The sequence below is a fragment of the Olivibacter sp. SA151 genome (assembly GCF_054130995.1).
The window spans coordinates 3,667,638-3,688,980 of record NZ_CP096391.1 but is presented as its reverse complement, the minus strand read 5'-3'; the positions used below and the strand labels follow the sequence as shown (position 1 = coordinate 3,688,980).

The following is a 21,343-nucleotide window of genomic DNA, read 5'->3' as shown; positions in this document are numbered from 1 at the left end:
TAAATGTTTGAGGGGTGGACACATCAGTCCACCCTCTCTTTTTATAGGAAGGACTACAAGTTATAATCCTTATTCAATTCAACATCCGTTGTCAATAGGATATTGTCCGAAGAAGAACCGATCATAATCTTAAATCTACCTTTTTCGGTAACCCATTTCATCTGCGCATTTAACAACTTTAAATCTTCCGCATGAAGAACAAATTCCATCTTTTTTTCTTCTCCTGCCTTCAGATGAATCCGTTGGAAGTTTTTCAGTTGTAAAATAGGCGTTACTACGCTTGAGATCTCATCACGCACGTAAAGTTGAACTACTTCATCACCAGCGTATTTGCCTGTATTTTTTAGTTTAAAGGATATGCTTAAATTAAAATCATCAGGTGTTTCTGTTAATTGATGTCTAATATCGGTGTAAGCAAAAGTGGTATAACTTAATCCGTAACCAAACGAATAAAGGGGCTTAGCATCTACTTCTACATAATCGTGTTTTGTAGGGTTTTTATAATTGTAATAAACCGGTAGCTGACCAACAGATTTAGGAACAGAAACGGAGAGGCGGCCCGCGGGATTATAATCGCCAAACAGCACATCTGCAATGGCGTTTCCACCTTCTTGTCCCGGATACCATGCATCTATAATGGCATCTACATGCTCTTGTGGCCAATTTAAATTTAGCGGACGTCCTTTAATGGTAACCAGCACCACCGGTTTGCCCGTCGCTTTAACTGCTTTTAGTAATTCTAATTGCTTTCCTAACAAATCTAGCGTCGCACGATCAAAACCTTCACCGCTTTCCATGTCACTTATTTTTCCTTGTGTGGCAGTTACCTGCGCCGCCCCTGTTTCCTGATAAGAAGTTTTAAAATCACGTGCACTGGAGCCTCCTAAGACAATAACGACGACTTCGGCAGCTTCGGCAGCTTGAACTGCTGTACTGATAGCTATTTCCGATGTATCTCGAATATCACAGCCTTTTACATAATCAATCCTGGTGCCGGCTCCTAATTTAGCTTGTAGGCCTTCTAATACCGTCACAATGTTTTCTTCCGCTTGCGGAGCCGTATAATCTCCTAGTTGATTATATATATTGTCGGCATTAGGACCGATAAGGGCCAATTTTTTTATAGACTTGCTCAGGGGTAAAAGATTTCCATTATTTTTTAATAGAATAATTGATTGTTGCGCCACTTTTCGCGCCAACTCAATATGGTTGGGAATTCGTACTGTTCTACTTACTTGTTTTATGTCTACGTAAGGGTTTTCAAAAAGACCTAAAGCGAATTTCTGATATAAAACCCTGCTCACAGCGGTGTCTAAGGTTGCCTCCGTAACTTTTCCTTCCTTAACTGCTGCCAAAAGGGCCCGGCCATAGCCGTAACCACTCAAATCAGCGTCGAGCCCGGCGTTGATAGCCTGGCTTGCAGCTTCTGCGGCATTGGCTGCTACATGATGACTGCCTACTAAACCGGAGATACTTCCGAGGTCGGATACGACAAAACCTTTGAAATTCCACTGATTTCTTAATAAATCTTTTAATAACCAGGGGTTGGCAGAACAAGGAATACCATCTATCGAGTTGTAGGCGGTCATAACGGATAAGGCACCCGCTTTAACTGCTTCCCGGAAAGGAGGGAGGTAGCTTTGATAAAGTTCTCTTTGACCTACGGTAACACTACCACCATTGTGGCCGCCTTCGGGTACTCCATAGGCAGTAAAATGTTTTAGCGTTGAGATTATATTTTTTCCACTGCTCAAATCGGTTCCTTGGAAACCGGTAACCATTGCCCTTCCCATTTTTGCATTCAAGACGGGATCTTCCCCGTAAGTTTCTTCCAGGCGTGACCAGCGTGGCTCTCGCGCCAAATCGAGGATAGGCCCATAACCAACATGTCCACCAACAGCGCGAGTTTCCGCCGCGATTGCCTGCGCCATCTCTTGTATTAGCGTCGGATTCCATGTGCTAGCTTGTCCGATAGCAGTTGGGAAAACAGTGGTTCCGATTGCCATATGACCATGAGGACATTCTTCGGATAGTAAAAGTGGTATTCCCAAACGTGTACTATCGACCATATATTTTTGCAAAGCATTGGTAGCCATCGCCGCTTCTTGAGGCGACAATCCTGTTTCTAATGTCTTTTTAGTCCATGGATCAGCACGCAGGGTAGCCCAAAGCATTCCAATGTGCTCTCTTTGCACGGCTTCTTTAAATTTAGTACTGACAGTAACACCTTTATCACTTTTTGTATACATTTCCCAACCTAATAAAGTAGCTAGTTGTCCTACTTTCTCTTCCACTGTCATTTTACTAAGCAAATCTTTGATGCGTTCGCTGATCGGTTTTCGAGGATCTTTATAGATGGGTTGCGGTTTAACATACTTAAAAGAGAGGAGTGGGCAAATAATAATGAGTATTAAAACTAAGTTGATCTGTCTTTTTATCATAAGGTATTGTGCTGATAATTTGATTCTAATTTACCAAAAGTACCAAAAAGTGTAGGTATGACCATTAAAGAATTTATAAAAAAAATGCCGCCCTTTTTATGGGGCGGCACATACTTTTATTGAAGGGAAGCTTATTTAGATTTCTTAGAACCTTCTTCGTCTTCCATTTGCTCTTTTAACTGAGCCAATACATCTAAATCACCTAAGGTAGATTTTTCAACAGAATCTTTTACCTTTTTAACGGCATTTGATGCAGCTTTCGCTTCTTTCTTACGATTATTGAATTCTTCAATACGGGCTTCTGCTCTTTCATCTTCCCAAATACGAGAATGTGAAATTACAATACGCTTCGCTTCTTTATTGAATTCGATAATTTTAAATTGAGCGGATTCTTCTGCTTTTAAAGCTTTACCATCTTCTTTGATGCTGTGCTTACTAGGGCAGAAGCCTTCAACTCCATAAGGAAGTGCTACGATGTCACCTTTATCAGTTACTTTTAATACGGTACCTTCGTGAATAGAATCAACCGTAAAGATCGTTTCAAAAGTATCCCAAGGATTTTCTTCTAATTGTTTGTGTCCTAAACTTAATTTACGATTTTCTTCATCAAGTTCCAATACAACTACATCCAGTTCTTCACCTACTTTTGTGAATTCATTTGGATGGTTGATTTTCTTAGACCATGATAAGTCAGAAATGTGAATTAAACCATCAACTCCCTCTTCAATTTCAACAAACACACCAAAATTAGTCATGTTTTTAACCACTGCTTTATGCTTGCTTCCGATAGGATAGCGTTCAGCAATGTTTTTCCAAGGGTCTGGAGTTAATTGTTTAATACCTAAGCTCATTTTACGCTCTTCGCGATCCAAGGTTAACACCTCTGCCTCGATTTCGTCACCTACTTTCAGGAATTCCTGCGGGCTGCGTAAATTTTGAGACCATGACATTTCAGATACGTGAATCAAGCCCTCAACACCGGGAGTGATTTCTAAGAATGCACCATAATCTGCAACAGTAACAATTTTACCCTTTACTTTAGAACCTACCGCTAATGCCGGATCTAAGGATTCCCAAGGATGAGGAGTCAATTGTTTTAAACCTAATGCAATACGTTTTTTCTCGTCATCAAAATCAAGAACAACCACGTTGATCTTTTCGTCTAATGACAATACTTCTTTTGGATGCTCGATACGGCCCCAAGAAATATCTGTGATGTGCAATAAACCATCAACACCACCAAGATCGATGAATACACCGAAATCTGTGATGTTTTTAACAGTACCTTCCAGTACTTGTCCTTTTTCAAGTTTTGCAACGATTTCTGATTTTTGGTTTTCTAAATCATCCTCGATCAGCACTTTGTGCGAAACCACCACGTTCTTGAACTCATGGTTAATTTTAACAACCTTGAATTCCATTGTCTTACCCACATAGATGTCATAATCACGAATGGGTTTGATGTCAATTTGAGAACCCGGTAAGAAAGCTTCAACACCTTTGATATCCACGATCAAACCACCTTTTGTACGGCTTTTTACGTAACCGTTGATGATGGTGTCGTTTTCTAAAGCTTCATTGATTGCTTCCCAAGATTTTTGTGTTTTAGCACGCTTGCGGGAAAGAACTAATTGTCCGTTCTCGTCTTCGCGTGATTCAACGAACACGTCTACCTTATCACCTACTTTCAGGTCAGGTAGATCGCGGAATTCAGAAAGAGATACCAAGCCATCTGATTTAAAACCGATGTTAAGTACCACGTCTTTGTTGTTAATGGAAACCACGGTTCCTTCAACAATTTCTCCTTTATTGACGGAGTTAAAAGTACCAGCGTATTGCTCTTCTAATTTAGCACGCTCGTCTGCGCTGTAATTTCCGAAACCTTTTTCGTCTTGATCCCAGTCGAAGTCGCCTTCAGGTGTGATCCAAGTATTGGATTTGATTTCGTCGATGAACGTCGAATCAGCTTCTGATTCAATGTTTTCTCTTTCCTTAACTGATTTTAAATCAGCATCTTGGATTTCAGCTTGTTTAGCTTTTAATTCTTTTTCTGCTTCTTGTTTTTTTGCCATTAATTATTTTGTCTCCTTTTCCTGAAATTCATCAGGACTGCAAAGGTGCAAAAATTATTTCTAAATAAAGCAAAAATTATGAGTTTTATTAGCAAAAAGTGGTGATTATCAGGTAACTTAACCAAGAGAGGTAGTCCATTATGCGTTGCAAAGGCGATTCATAAGAAAGTCTGTATTACTGCTCGGTGTTTTTAGGTTTTTCGTCTTAGCACTAATGGTGCTGCCACTGGTTAACCACTTAAGTGCTTCTCTGCGTAACCTCTCCGAAACGAGCAACCAACTCTGCTCTTTCTTCTAAACGTTATCGGGATTTTATCGGGGCGGTATCGTGGCCTGATCGGGAAATTGCCGATAAAAAGCCGATCAGCAGTAAGTAAAAAGCAAATAGAACGAAGCATTTAGTTAGAAGTTGATCAGGCTATCTTGCGTTCGCTAACGATCAGTAATTTAACTACCCACAACGCATAACGTTTAACTTATAACTAACTTTTCGCTTTCCCCACTTTATCTAGTACAAAGTCGAGCTGTTGTTCCTCAGTCATATCGGTATTATCTAAAATAATAGCATCTTCGGCTCGTACCAGCGGGCTTTCTTTTCGCGTAGTATCTTGATAATCACGATGGGCGATATTTTCGAAAACTTCTTCCAGTGTGATGTTTTCACCTTTGTTCTTTAGTTCCAAGTACCGGCGTTCAGCTCGTATTTTAGGGTCAGCGGTCATGAAAATTTTAACCTGCGCATGTGGAAAAACAGCAGTTCCTATATCTCGTCCGTCCATCACCACATTTTTTCGTGCACCCATTTTCTGCTGCTGTTTTACCATTGCCTGTCGGACCGATTTTATAGCGCTTACGGTACTCACATTTTCAGAAACAGGCATTTGTCTGATTTCGTCGGAGACGTCCTCCTCATTTAAAAGGACATGGGTTACCCCTTCTTCTTTATGAAAATCGATGTGGATGTGTTCAAGCGCATTTTGCACCTGCTCTTCATTAGTCACATCAATGTTGTTTCGCAAAAAGTATAAGGTTACAGCTCGGTACATGGCACCACTGTCTACATATACATAATGAAGTTTATTTGCTAAAGCCTTTGCGACCGTGCTTTTCCCGCAGGATGAATAACCATCAATCGCTATAATAATATTCTTCTTTGTCATGGGTGCACAAAACTAGAGAAAATGCTTGGTATTCACGAACAGTAATAAGTAGTTTAATGTCTGTTATTACTTAACTCTATGGTAGTAAAACCGCTAGATTATTTATTACATGCTTATCTTTGTGGTTTAATGGGTAATTATGTACAGTATAGATGAATTAAGTCCTTATATTCAATATAAAACTTCAAGAAGTGGAGGAAGCGGTGGCCAGCATGTGAACAAGGTTTCTTCGAAGGTTGAGTTACAATTTGATTTCCAAGCCTGTAAGTTATGGAATGAAGAAGAAAAAACGCACCTACGACAAAAATTGAGTAATCGATTGTCATCCGAAGGTAAGTTGCAAATTATTAGCCAAAAGGATCGATCCCAATTTAAGAACAAAGCCTCAGCACAAGAAAAACTTTTGCATATACTCGCTGCTGCATCAAGTGTGCAAAAATTGCGAAAGCCTACTAACAGAAGTAAAGCTTCGGTCGAGAAAAGGTTGGCTGATAAACGATATCGGGCACTGATAAAAATGAAAAGAAGCGGAAATGTAGATTAGAATGATTCTTAATAAAGCCTTGCCCTTGCTAATGTTGCCTGTATGTATTTAGTATTTAGTATTTTTGCGCAAAATCTGTATCAGAAATCTGCACTGTTTTTAGTGCAAGGAGAAGTGGTATATCGGAATGATAAACCGGCAAAGACGCAAGAGACAAGACAAAAAAACTGAAATATTACATGAAGAAGGGAGCTATTTTAGGTATTATAATTATTGCAGTAGCGATAGCGATGATCATTAGTATTTACACGGATTCCAGTACATATGCGACATTTACCGATGCGCAGAAGACAGAATCAGAAATACATGTGGTAGGAGAATTGAATAAAACAAAAGCCTTATACTACAACCCGACGGAGAATGCCAATTATTTCGCTTTTTATATGCTTGATAATAATGGTACGGAATGTAAAGTTGTTTTTAATGGATCCAAGCCGCAGGACTTCGAACGTTCGGAGCAAATTGTTTTGACAGGAAAAATGGTAGGAAAAGAGTTTCATGCATCCAAAATTTTGATGAAGTGTCCTTCCAAGTATAACAAAGATCAGGTAGAAGTTACGGAGTCTGCTTCTACTAATGTTTAAAATATTGTTGTATTTCCAATCCTAATCGTAACTTTTATAAAATTTAATGGATATTCAGTATCAAGGTGAAAACCTCCTTCCCGGCCAGCTCGGCCAGTTTTTTATCATTCTTTCTTTTGGCGCAGCGCTTTTATCGTGCATTAGTTACTGCTTCGCTACCCGATATAAAGATGATGCATCTTGGCATAAAATAGGTCGTATTGCTTTTTTTATTAATATAATAGCGGTAATTGGCATTGGAAGTAGCCTTTTCTATATTATTTATAATCATTTATTTGAATATCACTATGCTTGGTCTCACTCTTCACGAACCTTGCCGGTATATTACATAATCTCAAGTTTTTGGGAAGGACAGGAAGGTAGTTTTTGGCTTTGGATGTTTTGGCAGGCTGTCTTAGCGCTCGTAGTAGTGGCTCGAGGTAAAAGTTGGGAAAGTCCTGTTATGACGACAATTATGTTATGCCAAACTGTTTTGGCCTCCATGCTTATAGGAATCGAAGTTTTAGGTGAGCGAGTGGGGAGCTCGCCCTTTATTTTGTTGAGACAAGCGTTAGAAGCGCCTATTTTCTCTAATCCGAATTATCTTAGCATGATTGCCGACGGTAACGGTTTGAACCCCTTATTGCAGAATTACTGGATGGTAATCCACCCACCAACGTTATTTTTAGGCTTTGCTTCTATGGTGGTTCCTTTTGCTTACGGGATAGCCGGCTTATGGCAACGGAAATATAAGGAATGGCTGCGGCCGGCCTTGCCATGGTCTCTCTTCGCTGTAATGGTATTAGGTGCCGGTATTATTATGGGGTCATTTTGGGCTTATGAAGCACTTAATTTTGGTGGATTTTGGGCTTGGGACCCGGTTGAAAATGCTTCCATTATACCTTGGTTTACATTAATTGCTGCAGTGCATGTTATTGTCGCCTATAAAAACTCGGGGCATTCTTATTTTACGGCTACTTTTTTAGTGTTAATAAGCTTCGTATTGGTTATTTACGCATCGTTCTTAACCCGTAGCGGCGTATTGGGCGAAACATCTGTTCACTCCTTTACCGATCTGGGCATGTACTGGCAGCTTGTTGTTTTTAACCTGATCTTTTTCGCCCTTATGGTTTATTTCCTTGCTAGTAGATGGAAAGAACTACCGATCACTAAAAAGGATGAGGAAACGTATTCAAGGGAATTCTGGTTGTTTATTGGCGCTTTAATTTTGGTAGTGGCGTGTGTCCAAATTATCGCTACGACATCAATTCCGGTCTTTAATGCAATGTTTGGAACAAAGATAGCGCCGCCCGTTAATGCGATAGCGCATTACAATAAGTGGCAAGCTGCTTTTGCGATCCTGGTACTTATTCTGTCGGCCATCGCACAGTTTCTAAAATATAAAAAAACTACCCCGAAGATCTTTTATGCTAATTTGCTGGCTTCATTCGTCGTTTCGCTTGTTGTTACCGGTATTCTACTCTATTTCACAAAGGTTTATACCAATTTTATTTACGTGTTATTGTCTTTCGGAGCTGTATTTGCGCTGGTTGCCAATGCAAGAATACTAGGAGATGCTTTTAAAGGAAAATGGAAGTTGGCGGGCTCTTCAGTAGCGCACATCGGATTTGCACTATTGATTATCGGTGCATTGGTTGCGGCTGCAACAAATAAGGTCGTTTCTTTAAATGCCGGAGGTTCTATTCCTATAGCAGGTTTTGAGGAGCGCGAAAAACCCGGTGAAAACCTGTTTTTATATATCAACCAGCCGGTTGAGATGGGTGGTTATACAATCACCTATATTGGCGATAGTATTGCGATGCCTAATATTTATTATAAAGTAAATTACGAACGCAAGGATGAGAAGACCGGTAAGGTCATCGAAAAGTTTCAGTTAACACCCAACGCGCAGCAAAATCCGAAAATGGGATTAATAGGAACGCCGAGCACAAGGCATTATATAACAAAAGACATTTATACAATTGTAACTTCTGCTCCTAAGTTAGATGATCCGCAAGAGCAGGAACATAATCATGAAGGGCATGATCCGAATGAGGGATATGAAGAGCCAACAACACAATTGGTCAATATCGGAGATACACTGCGTTATAAGAATGGCTTTATTGTAGTCAAAGGTGTAAATAGAAATGCGACTTTGCAAAATATGCCTTTAGCCAATGGCGATTTGCTCTTTGCATTGCAATTAGAAGTGCATGCAGTTACCGGTGAAGTATATCAAGCAGATCCAAAATATTTGATAAAAAACGGGAATAGCTTTGATTTTGCTAAAGATGTAGAGGAACAGGGTTTACGTTTGCGGTTTACAAAGATTGCTCCCAATAAAGGTATGGAATTGATGATTTACCAAAAGCCATTGCCGGAAAAAAAATGGATCGTAATGAAAGCCATCGAGTTTCCCTATATAAACTTCTTCTGGTGTGGAACAATCATTATGACCATTGGTTTTGTGCTTTCAATCTTTAGACGAAACAAGGAATTAAAAGGAAAAATAGTGTAAACTTTTATTTCCTTTTATTGTTAATTTTATCCCACGGGGACTGCAGTGAAAATCTCAGTCCCCGTTATTCTTTAATTTATGGAGATAGTTATTCTAGGTAGTGGAAATGTGGCGACCCATTTAGCTTTTGCCCTGAAAAAAGCGGAGTACCATATTAAACAAGTATATAGTCGCGATATCGATCATGCAAAACATTTGGCAGACGGTATAGGTGCTGAGCCTATCGACAGCTTACTATACATTACTACCGAAGCAGATGTATATGTTATCGCTGTTAAAGATGAAGCGATTCTTGAAGTAGCTTCCGAGCTGCGTTTAAGGAACAAGATTTTATTGCACACTTCGGGGAGTACTGATATGGATGTGCTAAAGCCCTTTTCGTCATCGTACGGCGTATTGTACCCCTTACAGACCATCTCGAAAGAAGTAGAGTTAGATTTCTCAAAAGTGCCGTTGATTTTGGAATTTTCCGATCAAAGAACAAAGGAGGAGATATTGAACATGGCCTTTAAATTGTCGCCGATTATTCACGAATATAACTCAGAACAAAGACGATGCTTGCATCTTGCAGCCGTTATTGCTTGTAATTTTAGTAATTATTTATATGCCATTGCTCACGATTTTTTAGCAGAAAAGAAAGTGGATTTTGATTTGTTAAAACCGCTAATTAGCGAGACAGCTCATAAAATACAAAGTCATGATCCGAATGCAGTGCAAACAGGGCCGGCAGTAAGGAATGACGGGAATATTATCCGTAAGCATCTGGATTTATTGAAAGCCCATCCCAACTGGCAGCAAGTTTATGAGCTGATTAGTGAAGATATCGTGCGCAAATATTGGAAGGAAGACAAACAGAACGAAACCAAGTAAAAAGAAAGAATGTTATTTGAAAAATTGAAGTCGGTTAAAGCCTTTGCGTTAGATGTAGACGGCGTGCTTACTGATGGGCTTGTATTGGTTAATGAAGAAGGGCATCAACTGAGAAGGTTTAATATTCGCGATGGCTACGCCTTACAGCTTGCGGTTAAGAAAGGTTTTCCATTGCTAGTGATAACCGGTGGCCAGTCTGAGGGCGTTAGAAAGCGTTTAGCAGGTTTGGGAATAAAGGATATTGAGCTGGGTGTTAGCGATAAAGTCGCTGTATTTAAAAACTGGTTGACCAAGTTGGAGTTACATCCGGAAGATGTTTTATATATAGGTGACGATATTCCTGATCTTGAAGTGATGAAAATAGTAGGTCTTGCTGCATGCCCGAATGATGCTGCAGAAGAAATTAAAGCAATCGCTCACTACATCGGTACCAAAAACGGTGGGGAAGGGGTTGTCAGAGAAATTATGGAGAAGGTTTTAAAGCTACAGGGAGCTTGGGATGCAGATCAATATATAAAAAGCGTATAAGGCAAAAACGATTGCCTGAAATTTTTTAAGTTATGGAAAATTTGGATCAAAAGAATATTATTCTAGCCTCGCAATCACCCAGACGCAAAGAGTTGTTGACCTCATTGGGACTTGATTTCAAGGTGGAAATAAAGGAAATTGAAGAAACATATCCCGATACCATGAGAGGGGCAGCCGTTGCACTGTATATCGCTACAAAGAAGGCGGAGGCGTTCGGTTTAAAATCGGATAAAGATATTTTAATCACTGCTGATACCATTGTTAGTATTGATGATCGGATTCTCGGGAAACCGGTTGATTATGATGATGCGTTTAAGATGCTCAAGTTGCTGTCGGGGCGAAGACATGAGGTAATCACGGGCGTTGCGCTAAAAACAATAGAAAAAGTTCGATCCTTTTATGAGGTGACGGCGGTTTATTTTAATGAACTGAGCGATGAGCAAATAAACTATTATATTAAGACTTTTGAACCCTATGATAAGGCCGGGGCTTACGGTATCCAAGAGTGGATCGGTGCGGTTGCTGTTGATCATATAGAAGGCTCCTATACGAATGTAATGGGATTGCCTACGGCAAAACTTTATAAAGAACTGGTGAAATTATAACGCTAAAGGGAAAAGGATGACAAAAATAGGCTTGCTTGCCGACACACATAGCTATCTGGACGATGCCATATTTAAACACTTTGCATCATGTGATGAAGTTTGGCATGCGGGTGATTTCGGGGACATTACATTAGTTGATAAATTAACTGATTTTAAACCCTTAAGGGGCGTATATGGAAATATTGACAATAAAGATGTCAGGATACGTTACCCGGAGGATTTACGCTTCAGGTGTGAAGAGGTTGATGTGTGGATGACACATATTGGCGGCTATCCCAATAAATATGCACCTCGCGTAAAAGCAACTATTTACTCAAATCCTCCCCAACTATTTATTTCGGGACATTCTCATATATTGAAAGTGATATATGACAAAAAAATTAATTGCTTACACCTAAATCCGGGCGCCGCAGGCAAACAAGGTTGGCATAAAGTTAGAACACTTATGCGTTTTAGCATCGACAAAAACCTTATTAAAGATCTTGAAGTGATTGAACTTTCAGGTTCTTAGTTACACTAATTTAAATTTGTTTGATGATGTTTTTTTATTTGTAAATTGTTTTTTATCAATGCAGTATGTGTACAATTTGTGTAGTTTGTACACATATTTTGATTAGGGTGTTTTACACTAAGTGTTGTTTTTTTAGTATTTTTACAGCGCAATTTTTTGTTGTTGTTAAAAATAAAAATCGTTTCTTATTGTAAATTTTAAAGACTAAATTATGACAGCCGTAAAGACCCTGGGTCAATTTATTATTGAAAAGCAAGCTGACTTTCCGTATGCAAAAGGTGAATTAAGCAGATTATTAAGAGATATTGGTATAGCCGCAAAAATAGTAAACAGAGAGGTCAATAAGGCTGGATTGGTTGATATACTTGGAGACGCAGGGACAACGAATGTGCAAGGAGAGGGGCAGAAGAAATTGGACGTATATGCCAATGAGCAATTCATCGCGGCTTTAAGGAGTGGAGGAGAGTGCTGCGTAGTTGCTTCTGAAGAAAACGATGAGTGCATCTATATTGAATCCGAAATATCAAAAAATGCCAAATATATAGTAGCCATAGATCCCTTGGACGGATCTTCAAATATCGATGTAAATGTAGCGATAGGGACGATCTTTTCTATTTATCGCCGGCAAAGTTTGGACGGCAAGCCGCTAATAAGTGATGTGCTGCAAAAAGGTAGTGAGCAGGTTGCGGCCGGTTATGTGATTTATGGTTCATCAACCATGCTAGTGTATACCACAGGTAAAGGTGTGAATGGCTTTACATTAGATCCGTCAATCGGAGAATTCTGTTTGTCTCATCCTAATATGAGAATTCCAAAGGAGGGTAAAATCTATTCAATAAACGAAGGCAATTACGTTCACTTTCCGCAAGGAGTAAAAGATTACATCAAATATTGTCAGGAGGAAGATATAAATTCGGGACGTCCTTATACATCCCGATATATTGGATCGATGGTAGCCGATATTCACCGAAATCTCATTAAAGGGGGAATCTTTCTCTACCCGGTATCATCAGCTTATCCGAAAGGGAAATTAAGGCTTGTTTATGAATGTAATCCGATGGCCTTTATATTAGAGCAGGCTGGGGGAATTGCCATCGATGGTTCCAACCGCATTTTAGATATCGTTCCCGATCATCTTCATCAACGTTCGGCTATTTTTCTCGGTTCAGAAAACATGGTTAACAAGCTTATGGAGTTTTTAAGCGGCAGTAATTTGATGACCTATAAGGCTGATAGTGCTATAAGCGCTCCTTAACCTCAATTAAAAACTGCTTTAACTTTTCAAGAGAATCAATCACCCGTTGGTTCTCTTTCGCTTGGTTTTTATTCGCCTTTAAATAATCACGCGCTCCTTGTAACGTATATCCTTTGTTCTTTACCAAATTAAATATGATCTTGAGATTTTCGATATCTTCCGGTGTAAAGAGTCTATTACCTTTTTTGTTTTTCTTTGGCTGGATAATATCAAACTCGCGCTCGTAAAATCTTATTTGCGATGCGTTCACCTCAAACATCTCCGTAACCTCTCCCATGGTATAATAGAGCTTGTTGATTTCTCGTTCTTTATAAGGCATATTTTATGGATATTTGCAGGTGAATTTACAAAAAAGTTTCTTGTTGATCCACTGCTTAATTCGATCTCAAAAAAAAAGAAAATACCCAAATAATCAAAATAGATTTTTTTATTAAAAAGGGTTCACTAAATATTCTTTATCTGTATTTCAAGTCAAGATTCCTGCGGGGGCCTTTATCTTCGGAAGAAAAAAACTATATTTAAGGCATACTGTTTAAAAAGTGCAAATGATTGTCGTTAGTGTTAGTTTATGAACAAGAGTTTTATAGAACATATTTCCCACGCCTTTGAAACACCTTTAACGAATTCCGTACTGATCTTTTCCCTGATTTTGCTGATCATACTTTTGGCTCCTATCTTATTGCGGAAAATTAAAATTCCAGGTATTATAGGATTGATTCTTTCCGGGGTTATTATTGGACCTCACGGATTGAATATATTAGCGCAAACAGATGCGGTCAAGCTATTTTCAACAATAGGTTTGCTTTATATTATGTTTATTGCGGGGCTCGAGTTGGATATGAATGAGTTTCGTAAAACCAGGCATAAAAGTATTGTTTTTGGTGTTTATACTTTTTTTATTCCCATTGCCATCGGATATCCGGTTTGTTACTATATCCTGGGATTTGATGTAGGTGCCAGTATATTGGTTTCCAGTATGTTTGCTACGCACACGCTGGTGGCTTATCCGGTGGTAAATAGCTATGGAATTGCTAAAAATCAAGCAGTTGCCATAACCATCGGCGGAACCATTTTAACGGACACGGCTGTTCTAATCATTTTGGCGGTTATCGTTGGTTCATCACAAGGACAGCTTGATCAGCAATTTTGGATGAGGCTGACTTTTTCTTTTGCCGTGTTTTTGGCCATTATGTTTGGAATCGTACCGAGGATTGCCAAATGGTTTTTCCAGAAAGTAGAGAGTGAAAAAACATCTCATTATATATTTGTTCTGTTCATTGTTTTTTTTGCTGCCTTTATCGCTGAGGTATCCGGACTCGAACCGATTATTGGTGCTTTTGTTGCGGGGTTGGCCTTGAACAAGTTCATTCCGCACTCGTCGGCACTTATGAACAGGATTGAGTTTATTGGTAATGCGATTTTCATACCGTTCTTCCTGATTAGCGTTGGTATGATTGTCGACATCAAAGTTCTTTTCAAAGGTCCGGAAGCACTTATCGTGGCGGGCACGCTGACTGTGGTGGCAGTTTGTGGCAAATGGATAGCTGCTTGGTTCACTCAGCTCACTTTTAAATATAGTGGCGCGCAGCGTCAGGTGATCTTTGGATTGAGTAGCGCACATGCCGCTGCCACACTTGCTATCATTATGGTGGGTTATGCCAATAATATAATTGACGAAAATGTATTAAACGGAACCATCGTACTGATACTCATCACCTGTATAGTTGCTTCTATTGCCACGGAATCGGCCTCAAAGAAAGTGGTCCTAGCGGGGGAGCAAGATGTAGTTGAAGAGGATAAGGATATGCTTCGGGATGAACATATTTTAGTGCCAATAGCCAACCTGAATAATATGGAAATCCTTTTGGATTTCGCTACAATGATTAAAAACAAAAAATCCCCTCATCCGGTTACTATATTATCTGTTGTGCCTAATAACGAACTAGCTGAGGCTAATTTAAAGAAAGCAAGGAAAAATCTGGATTCTACAGCTAAATATGCTTCGGGTAGTGAGATAGAAGTGAATATGATGGCTACGATCGACTATAATATTGCCGGCGGGATTAGCAGGGCATCGCGAGAGATTATAGCGGATAGTATTTTACTTGGATGGCCCAGCCAGGTTGGCATTATTGAAAAGATGGTTGGAGAAAAAACGGAAAGTATTCTTAACCGTACAGATATCAATATCTTTATGTGTCATTTCGGTAAGCCTTTTGTAAGTAATGATAAAATCACATTGGTTTGCCCGCCAATGGCGGAAGACGAAAAAGGTTTCTCCTATTGGCTGACGAAAGTTGGTCAATTGGCGATTGAGCTTACGTTACCGGTCGTTTGCATTGCGAATGCCCGATCAGAGTCGGCGGTTACGTCCTTTCTCAAGAAAAGCAAAATCAATTGCAATATCCGGTTTGTTAACCATACTGATTGGGACGACCTGGCATCTCTTAGAGGCTATATAAGCGATACCGACCTACTGGTGTTCGTTTCGGCGAGAGCGGGTGAAGTCTCTTATAATCGAGAATTCGACGGTATACCGAAAAAACTCGCTCGGAAATATGAAAATAATAATAGAATACTAATTTATCCGAGTAGGCGACCAACTAGTGTGTTTGATAATTATGATGAGGTGAGTGCCATGTCGACAAACCGGGGCTATACTCGTCTACAGAGGATGGGCAAAGGTTTAGGAAGCATATTGAATATAAGAAACAGAAACTTACCGGGATCAACTAAATAAGAAAGTTATGGGACAGAAAATAACCATAAATGAAAAAGGACATTTAACCGTTCCTGATAATCCAATCATACCCTTTATCATCGGTGACGGAATAGGGCCTGATATCTGGAATGCAGCCGTTCGTGTTTTTGATGAAGGTGTACGAAAGGCTTATGCAGCGAAGCGGCAGATCGAATGGAAAGAGATTTTGGCAGGGCAAAAAGCCTATGACCAAACTGGCAGCTGGCTTCCTGAGGAAACAATTGAGGCCATGAAGGAGTACGTTGTTTCAATAAAAGGACCACTAACTACAGCCGTTGGAGGTGGTATCCGATCGTTAAATGTGGCTATTCGGCAGTTGCTCGATCTATTTGTTTGCCAGCGCCCGTTATCCTGGATTGAGGGAGTCCCCTCACCGGTTAAACACCCGGAAAATGTTGATATGGTCATATTTCGTGAAAATACGGAGGATATTTATGCCGGCATTGAATTCGAAGCTGACAGTAAGGAAGCCCAAGTTTTAAAAGAGTACCTAACAAATCAGTTTGGTGTGGACTATCCCTTCAAAGAAGAGACGGCTCTTGGCATAAAACCGGTATCGAAGGAAGGGTCCGTTCGTTTAATACGGGCAGCTATAGAATATGCAATAAAGGAGAAACTTCCATCCGTGAGTTTAGTTCATAAGGGGAATATTATGAAGTTTACAGAAGGTGCCTTTAAGAACTGGGGTTATGAATTAGCGGAAAATGAATATGCCGAATACGTGTTTACCTGGACTCAATGGGAAAGATTAAAGGCTACCGACGGTGAACAAGCTGCAAACAATGCGTTACAAAAAGCACAACAGCAAGGGAAAGTTATTATAAAAGACGTAATTGCTGATAATTTTCTGCAACAGATTTTGCTAAACCCAAGAGACTATGCAGTGATTGCTACATTAAATCTCAACGGTGATTACATTTCAGATGCATTGGCGGCCATTGTTGGCGGAATCGGCATAGCTCCGGGAGCGAACATTAATTACCTTAAAGGGCATGCGGTGTTTGAAGCAACGCATGGAACAGCCCCTCGTTTTGCAAATACAGATAGTATGAACCCTTCATCAGTTATCTTGAGCGGCGTGATGATGTTTGATTATATGGGATGGCACGAGGTATCATCAATCATTAAAAAAGGACTGGCTAAAACCATTCGTTCAAAACAAGTTACCATAGACTTTTATAATCAGATGGAAGGGGCTACCTTACTTAAAACGAGTCAATTTGCAGATGCGATTATTCGATATATGGGTAACTAATTCATAATAATTAAGTGCTAATCGGCGAAAAAATAGTAGTTTTGTAGATTAACGTAATATACTAAAAAACGAATTGTTTCCGTTGGAGGATAAAGACAAATAAATATGGCCAAAATCCTGCTTGTAGAAGATGATACTACCTTTTCGACTATTCTCGAAGGCTTTTTGAAAAAAAATGGCCATCAAGTTGAAATGAGGTACAATGTCAAAAGTAGTGTCAAATCATTGGACGAATCTATTGACCTTATGTTGCTGGATTATCGTCTGGGAGATGGAACGGGTTTGGATGTATTGGAAGAGGTTCGGAACAGGGGCCTAAATATCCCTGTTATTATCATGACCAGTTTCAATGACGTACGCACTGCAGTAAGGGCCATGCGTTTGGGGGTGTTTGATTATATTACGAAACCGGTAAACCCCGATGAATTATTAATGGTTTTAAAAGATGCATTAAACCATAATAGTGAAGAACAAATCCCTTCGACCACCAAAAAATTACCGGAAGAAGAGTCGTCAGACTTTGTAAAAGGCGTTAGTACCCAATCTAAAAAGCTTCAAGAATACATCAATTTAGTTGCACCGACCGACATGTCTGTGTTGGTAAGGGGGGAAAGCGGTACGGGAAAGGAGTACGTGGCAAGGTCCATTCATTTAAAAAGCAACCGGGCCAATAAACCTTTTGTATCCATTGATTGTGGAACCCTTTCCAAAGAGCTGGCAGCCAGCGAACTGTTTGGACATATTAAGGGGTCGTTTACAGGAGCACTTACGGATAAAAAAGGACAATTTGAGGAGGCTGATGGCGGTACGCTGTTTTTAGATGAAATAGGGAATTTGTCGTATGATGTGCAGGTGAAATTATTAAGAGCTTTACAAGAAAGAGTAATACAGCCTATTGGTGCTAATAAGCAAATTAAAGTTGATGTTCGTGTCATAGCCGCAACGAACGATGATTTATTGGGTAGTTCAGCATCGGGAAATTTTAGAGAAGATCTATATCATCGGATCAATGAATTCGAAATTATTGTACCGGCTCTAAGAGACCGGGGAAGTGACATGGATACGTTTATTGAGTTTTTTGTAGCTAAAGCTAATAAAGAATTGAATCGACAGGTTGTTCACCTTTCTAAAGAGGTAAAAGATATTTTCAAAGCTTATGATTGGCCCGGCAACCTACGGGAACTTAAAAATGTAATAAAGAGGATGGTGCTATTGACACCGGGTGATACAGCGGAATCGAGCGCGTTACCTGATGAGATGGTATTGTCGATCAATCAGCATAAACATCATGAAAGCCATCCGAATTCCGAGCATGTGGCTGCTGATCTTAAATCCCAAAGTGAGGCACATGAGCGACAGCTTATAATGGATGTCTTACAGCAGGTGAAATATAATAAAAGTAAGGCGGCACAGGTCTTAAATATAGATCGAAAAACCCTCTATAATAAATTAGATAAGTACGGTATTTCCTAATTCGCGTAATTTATTTCTCAAGGTTATAGAACCGTTCCATTGATGAAGGATCGGCTATGCAACTCTTCTTTCAGATAATCCAATAGGCGGTATAATTGATCTATAATCCCTTGAATTTCCAGAATGTCGAATTCATTATTTCTGATGTCAATCTCAAGCTTTCGAAGTTTAATAGCTATCTTCTGTCCGCCGATCTGGGATGTTCTTCCCGCTAGTTTATGACAAATCAACGCGAGTTGTTCTCTCTCGTTAGCCTGCAAAGCATTGCGTAGATTAATAAGATCTTTTCCCGTATCTTTAATAAAAATGTTTAGTATTTTGGTAACCTGATTACTGTCATTGTAGGTCAATTTCTTCAGATTAGAAAAATCAAAATCTCTCAAATCGTTCCGGTTTTTTATTTTAAGGGGCTCTTCGTTTGTTTTACGTAAACCAAGCAGATGCAAAAGATCGGTTTCCTTAAATGGCTTTAGCAATAAACCATCAAAACCCTGAGAAATTATTTTTTCACGCTCTTCCGGTAGTGCCTGGGCTGTGAAGGCATATATTTTCACATCCTCTTCGATTCTTGGTCGTAACTCATGATTTAATTCTACGCCCGTTTTTCCCGGCATACGCATGTCCATTAAGACAATGCTAACACTTGAGTCCCATGGTGTATTCAATAAATCATTCGGATCGGAGAAGGTACGATGGTTGATTTTATATTTATTGAAAATATTGTGACAGAGCTCGAGGATAAAACTATCATCGTCTATCACCCAAATAGTTCCTGTGAAATCTTTTATAGGGATCAGGTTGTTTTCCTCTCTACTTGTTTCGATTAACGTAGACGTTTTTAAAGGGATAAATACGTCAAATGTGGATCCCTTACCCAGCTGACTTTTTATCCTAATATTTCCTCCCATGGCTTCGCATAGCGTCTTTACAATGCTCAGCCCCAAGCCACTGCCAAAATGGGTGCCGGAATTTGAGTTTTCCGCTTGTTCAAACTCGTTGAAAATTCGATGAATATCACTTTCAGGAATACCTTTTCCGGTGTCTTCAACCGTTATTCTTAATTCGGTTAGCTCATTTTTTATGGCGGTACTAACCATCAAGGTAACCGATCCCTGATCGGTAAATTTAATGGCGTTACTAAGCAAGTTATAAAGGATTTGTTTGATCCGAAAAGGATCGCCAAATAGATAACCCGTCCCTTCAATCTCTTTGCTCAAATTTAAGGACAGTGATTTTTCTTCGGCCTGTAGTTGCATAGCTGCAACTACCTCTTCAATTAATTGTGACAAGTAAAAATCCTGGTTATTAAAATGAAATTTACCGGAATTGATACGATTGTAATCCAATACTTCATTTACTATCTGCAATAGGTGTTCCGAAGACTGATATATTACGTTCACCTTACGGCTATCCTCGGGGTGTTCGTCCCGTAATTGTTCGGCATAACCAATGATCGATTGTAGAGGTGTACGAAGCTCATGACTCATGTTGGAAAGGAACCGCTGCTTGGCTGCACTATGGTATTCGGCTTCTTCTTTGGCAATTTCGAGCTCTCGCCTATAGCGATTACTTTTTCTAATATCCGACAAGATCAGTAAGACGAGAATAATTGTAACGCCTAAAAAGCTTAATACCACCAAATTAATCCGACTCAAACTATGGTTCATCACCGTTCTGGCTCCCATATTCTCGTTTTCCATCTGCAGCATTCCCTCTTTTTCCACTGCATTCAGTATACTAAGCATCTTGCTGATCAATAGATTCCCTGCATAAGTCAGCTCCACTTCTCTGTCTATAAATGAATCGCTTTGTGCTCGTTGGGTTTCTTCAATGGTTCTCAAGACGCTATCAATTAATTTAATGGCACTGTCTTGTTTTGAAGTTGCAATTGTATCTATCAGTTCCTCAATACCTTCTTTAACGATCCGTCTCGATTGTGTAATCGTATTCGGGCGGGGCGGGTTTTTTCGTTTCGATCCGAATATCTTTCCGAAGAAGGAGCGGTCATCTTGCATCGAATCAGCCTTCACTATCTCCCCCGGTTCAATGGTGGTTGTTTCCGTAATTTTCCTTCTCGTTACAACAGTACTATCGCTATTCGGGGTGTTTTGAACAATCTCTCCAATGCTTTGTAATTGTTTAGAAAACTCATGACTGTCAACCATTTTTTCACGAACTTGAACATAAGCCTTAAAAAGCTTGTCACGTTCTTTCAACAGCGTTTTAATGGAATCGATCCTTTTGGTTTGATTGCTGTCTTGCGAATATAGATTCTTTAACGAATCGAGGGAGGCAGAAACTAATTTTGATTCTTTTTGTAGCTGTTCATATGAATTATCTCCATCAGTCAATACTTGAGACCGTTGCAACTGATCGAGCTGCATAATGTCTCGCGATACTTTACTAACCAAGCGCATCTTTTCGTTTGGCTTCGCAATATTATCTACAGCCGATAGCACTTGATTAAAAGCATCCTTGCTGATGGTCCATGCCAGAGCAAGGGCAATACAACAACAGATAAAGACAAAAAGAACCTTTCGTCTGACTCCTTTATTTGATAGCTTTTGATCAACCATTAATGTAAAGTTACGAATTTTGTAATTAGTTAAGTAGGATAATGGTAAGTAGGGTAGTGGTTGGAAAGAGATAGTGACAAGAGTCGTTGCAGCGAAGTCATTTTGGTAGTACTCCGATGCTTTTGGAAGAAACAGGTAAGTCGTATACTATATATAACATAAAAAAGAAGAGTGTCTCGCAATATTTGTCTTTGACAAAGAGGAGACACTC

The 21,343-nt window shown here is 39.6% G+C and carries 16 protein-coding genes; 11 read left to right on the top strand and 5 right to left on the bottom strand.

Annotated features, from left to right (window positions below):
- Positions 1 to 53: 53 nt before the first annotated feature.
- The 3 genes from M1D52_RS15290 to cmk form a co-directional block, all read right to left on the bottom strand.
- Positions 54 to 2,441, bottom strand: coding sequence for a glycoside hydrolase family 3 N-terminal domain-containing protein (locus M1D52_RS15290; protein ID WP_437392914.1), 2,388 nt, complete (start codon positions 2,439 to 2,441; stop codon positions 54 to 56).
- A 131-nt stretch (positions 2,442 to 2,572) separates the two neighbouring features.
- Positions 2,573 to 4,513 carry a 30S ribosomal protein S1 gene (gene rpsA, locus M1D52_RS15285; RefSeq protein ID WP_013666397.1) on the bottom strand — a complete coding sequence of 647 codons (1,941 nt, stop codon included), beginning with the start codon at positions 4,511 to 4,513 and terminating at the stop codon, positions 2,573 to 2,575.
- A 482-nt stretch (positions 4,514 to 4,995) separates the two neighbouring features.
- Positions 4,996 to 5,673: a (d)CMP kinase gene (gene cmk, locus M1D52_RS15280; protein ID WP_013666398.1), complete on the bottom strand. Its 678-nt coding sequence runs from the start codon at positions 5,671 to 5,673 to the stop codon at positions 4,996 to 4,998.
- A 139-nt stretch (positions 5,674 to 5,812) separates the two neighbouring features.
- On the opposite strand from cmk, the gene arfB reads away from it, so the two are divergent.
- The 8 genes from arfB (at position 5,813) to fbp (ending at position 13,067) form a co-directional block, all read left to right on the top strand.
- Positions 5,813 to 6,217: an alternative ribosome rescue aminoacyl-tRNA hydrolase ArfB gene (gene arfB, locus M1D52_RS15275; protein ID WP_437392913.1), complete on the top strand. Its 405-nt coding sequence runs from the start codon at positions 5,813 to 5,815 to the stop codon at positions 6,215 to 6,217.
- A gap of 179 nt (positions 6,218 to 6,396) precedes the next feature.
- The gene (locus M1D52_RS15270; protein WP_013666400.1) at positions 6,397 to 6,801 is read left to right on the top strand and encodes a cytochrome c maturation protein CcmE domain-containing protein; all 405 of its coding nucleotides are present in this window, start codon (positions 6,397 to 6,399) and stop codon (positions 6,799 to 6,801) included.
- A 46-nt stretch (positions 6,802 to 6,847) separates the two neighbouring features.
- Positions 6,848 to 9,298, top strand: a complete 2,451-nt coding sequence (locus M1D52_RS15265) for a heme lyase CcmF/NrfE family subunit (protein WP_437392911.1) — start codon at positions 6,848 to 6,850, stop codon at positions 9,296 to 9,298.
- A gap of 78 nt (positions 9,299 to 9,376) precedes the next feature.
- Positions 9,377 to 10,168: a Rossmann-like and DUF2520 domain-containing protein gene (locus M1D52_RS15260; RefSeq protein ID WP_013666402.1), complete on the top strand. Its 792-nt coding sequence runs from the start codon at positions 9,377 to 9,379 to the stop codon at positions 10,166 to 10,168.
- 9 nt (positions 10,169 to 10,177) lie between these two features.
- Positions 10,178 to 10,696 (top strand): KdsC family phosphatase, encoded by a 519-nt coding sequence (locus M1D52_RS15255; protein ID WP_013666403.1) that lies wholly within the window; start codon positions 10,178 to 10,180, stop codon positions 10,694 to 10,696.
- 32 nt (positions 10,697 to 10,728) lie between these two features.
- Positions 10,729 to 11,301, top strand: a complete 573-nt coding sequence (locus M1D52_RS15250) for a Maf family nucleotide pyrophosphatase (RefSeq protein WP_130857424.1) — start codon at positions 10,729 to 10,731, stop codon at positions 11,299 to 11,301.
- Positions 11,302 to 11,317: 16 nt separating this feature from the next.
- Complete coding sequence (locus tag M1D52_RS15245) at positions 11,318 to 11,812, top strand: metallophosphoesterase family protein (RefSeq protein ID WP_437360302.1); 495 nt, start codon at positions 11,318 to 11,320, stop codon at positions 11,810 to 11,812.
- A 211-nt stretch (positions 11,813 to 12,023) separates the two neighbouring features.
- Positions 12,024 to 13,067 (top strand): class 1 fructose-bisphosphatase, encoded by a 1,044-nt coding sequence (fbp, locus tag M1D52_RS15240; protein WP_013666406.1) that lies wholly within the window; start codon positions 12,024 to 12,026, stop codon positions 13,065 to 13,067.
- On the opposite strand, the gene M1D52_RS15235 is transcribed toward fbp, so the two are convergent.
- Positions 13,051 to 13,386: a MerR family transcriptional regulator gene (locus M1D52_RS15235; protein ID WP_013666407.1), complete on the bottom strand. Its 336-nt coding sequence runs from the start codon at positions 13,384 to 13,386 to the stop codon at positions 13,051 to 13,053. The genes fbp and M1D52_RS15235 overlap by 17 nt on opposite strands.
- Before the next feature lie 249 nt (positions 13,387 to 13,635).
- On the opposite strand from M1D52_RS15235, the gene M1D52_RS15230 reads away from it, so the two are divergent.
- The 3 genes from M1D52_RS15230 to M1D52_RS15220 all read left to right on the top strand — a co-directional run bounded on the left by M1D52_RS15230 (position 13,636) and on the right by M1D52_RS15220 (position 18,556).
- Positions 13,636 to 15,807: a cation:proton antiporter gene (locus M1D52_RS15230; RefSeq protein WP_013666408.1), complete on the top strand. Its 2,172-nt coding sequence runs from the start codon at positions 13,636 to 13,638 to the stop codon at positions 15,805 to 15,807.
- Between the two features lie 7 nt (positions 15,808 to 15,814).
- Complete coding sequence (gene icd / locus M1D52_RS15225; protein WP_437392910.1) at positions 15,815 to 17,083, top strand: NADP-dependent isocitrate dehydrogenase; 1,269 nt, start codon at positions 15,815 to 15,817, stop codon at positions 17,081 to 17,083.
- Between the two features lie 105 nt (positions 17,084 to 17,188).
- A complete protein-coding gene (locus M1D52_RS15220; RefSeq protein WP_013666410.1) occupies positions 17,189 to 18,556 on the top strand; it encodes a sigma-54-dependent transcriptional regulator in 1,368 nt (455 codons plus the stop codon).
- A gap of 23 nt (positions 18,557 to 18,579) precedes the next feature.
- Here M1D52_RS15220 and M1D52_RS15215 read toward each other — a convergent pair whose 3' ends face one another.
- Positions 18,580 to 21,132, bottom strand: coding sequence for an ATP-binding protein (locus tag M1D52_RS15215; protein WP_130857427.1), 2,553 nt, complete (start codon positions 21,130 to 21,132; stop codon positions 18,580 to 18,582).
- Between the last annotated feature and the right edge of the window lie 211 nt (positions 21,133 to 21,343).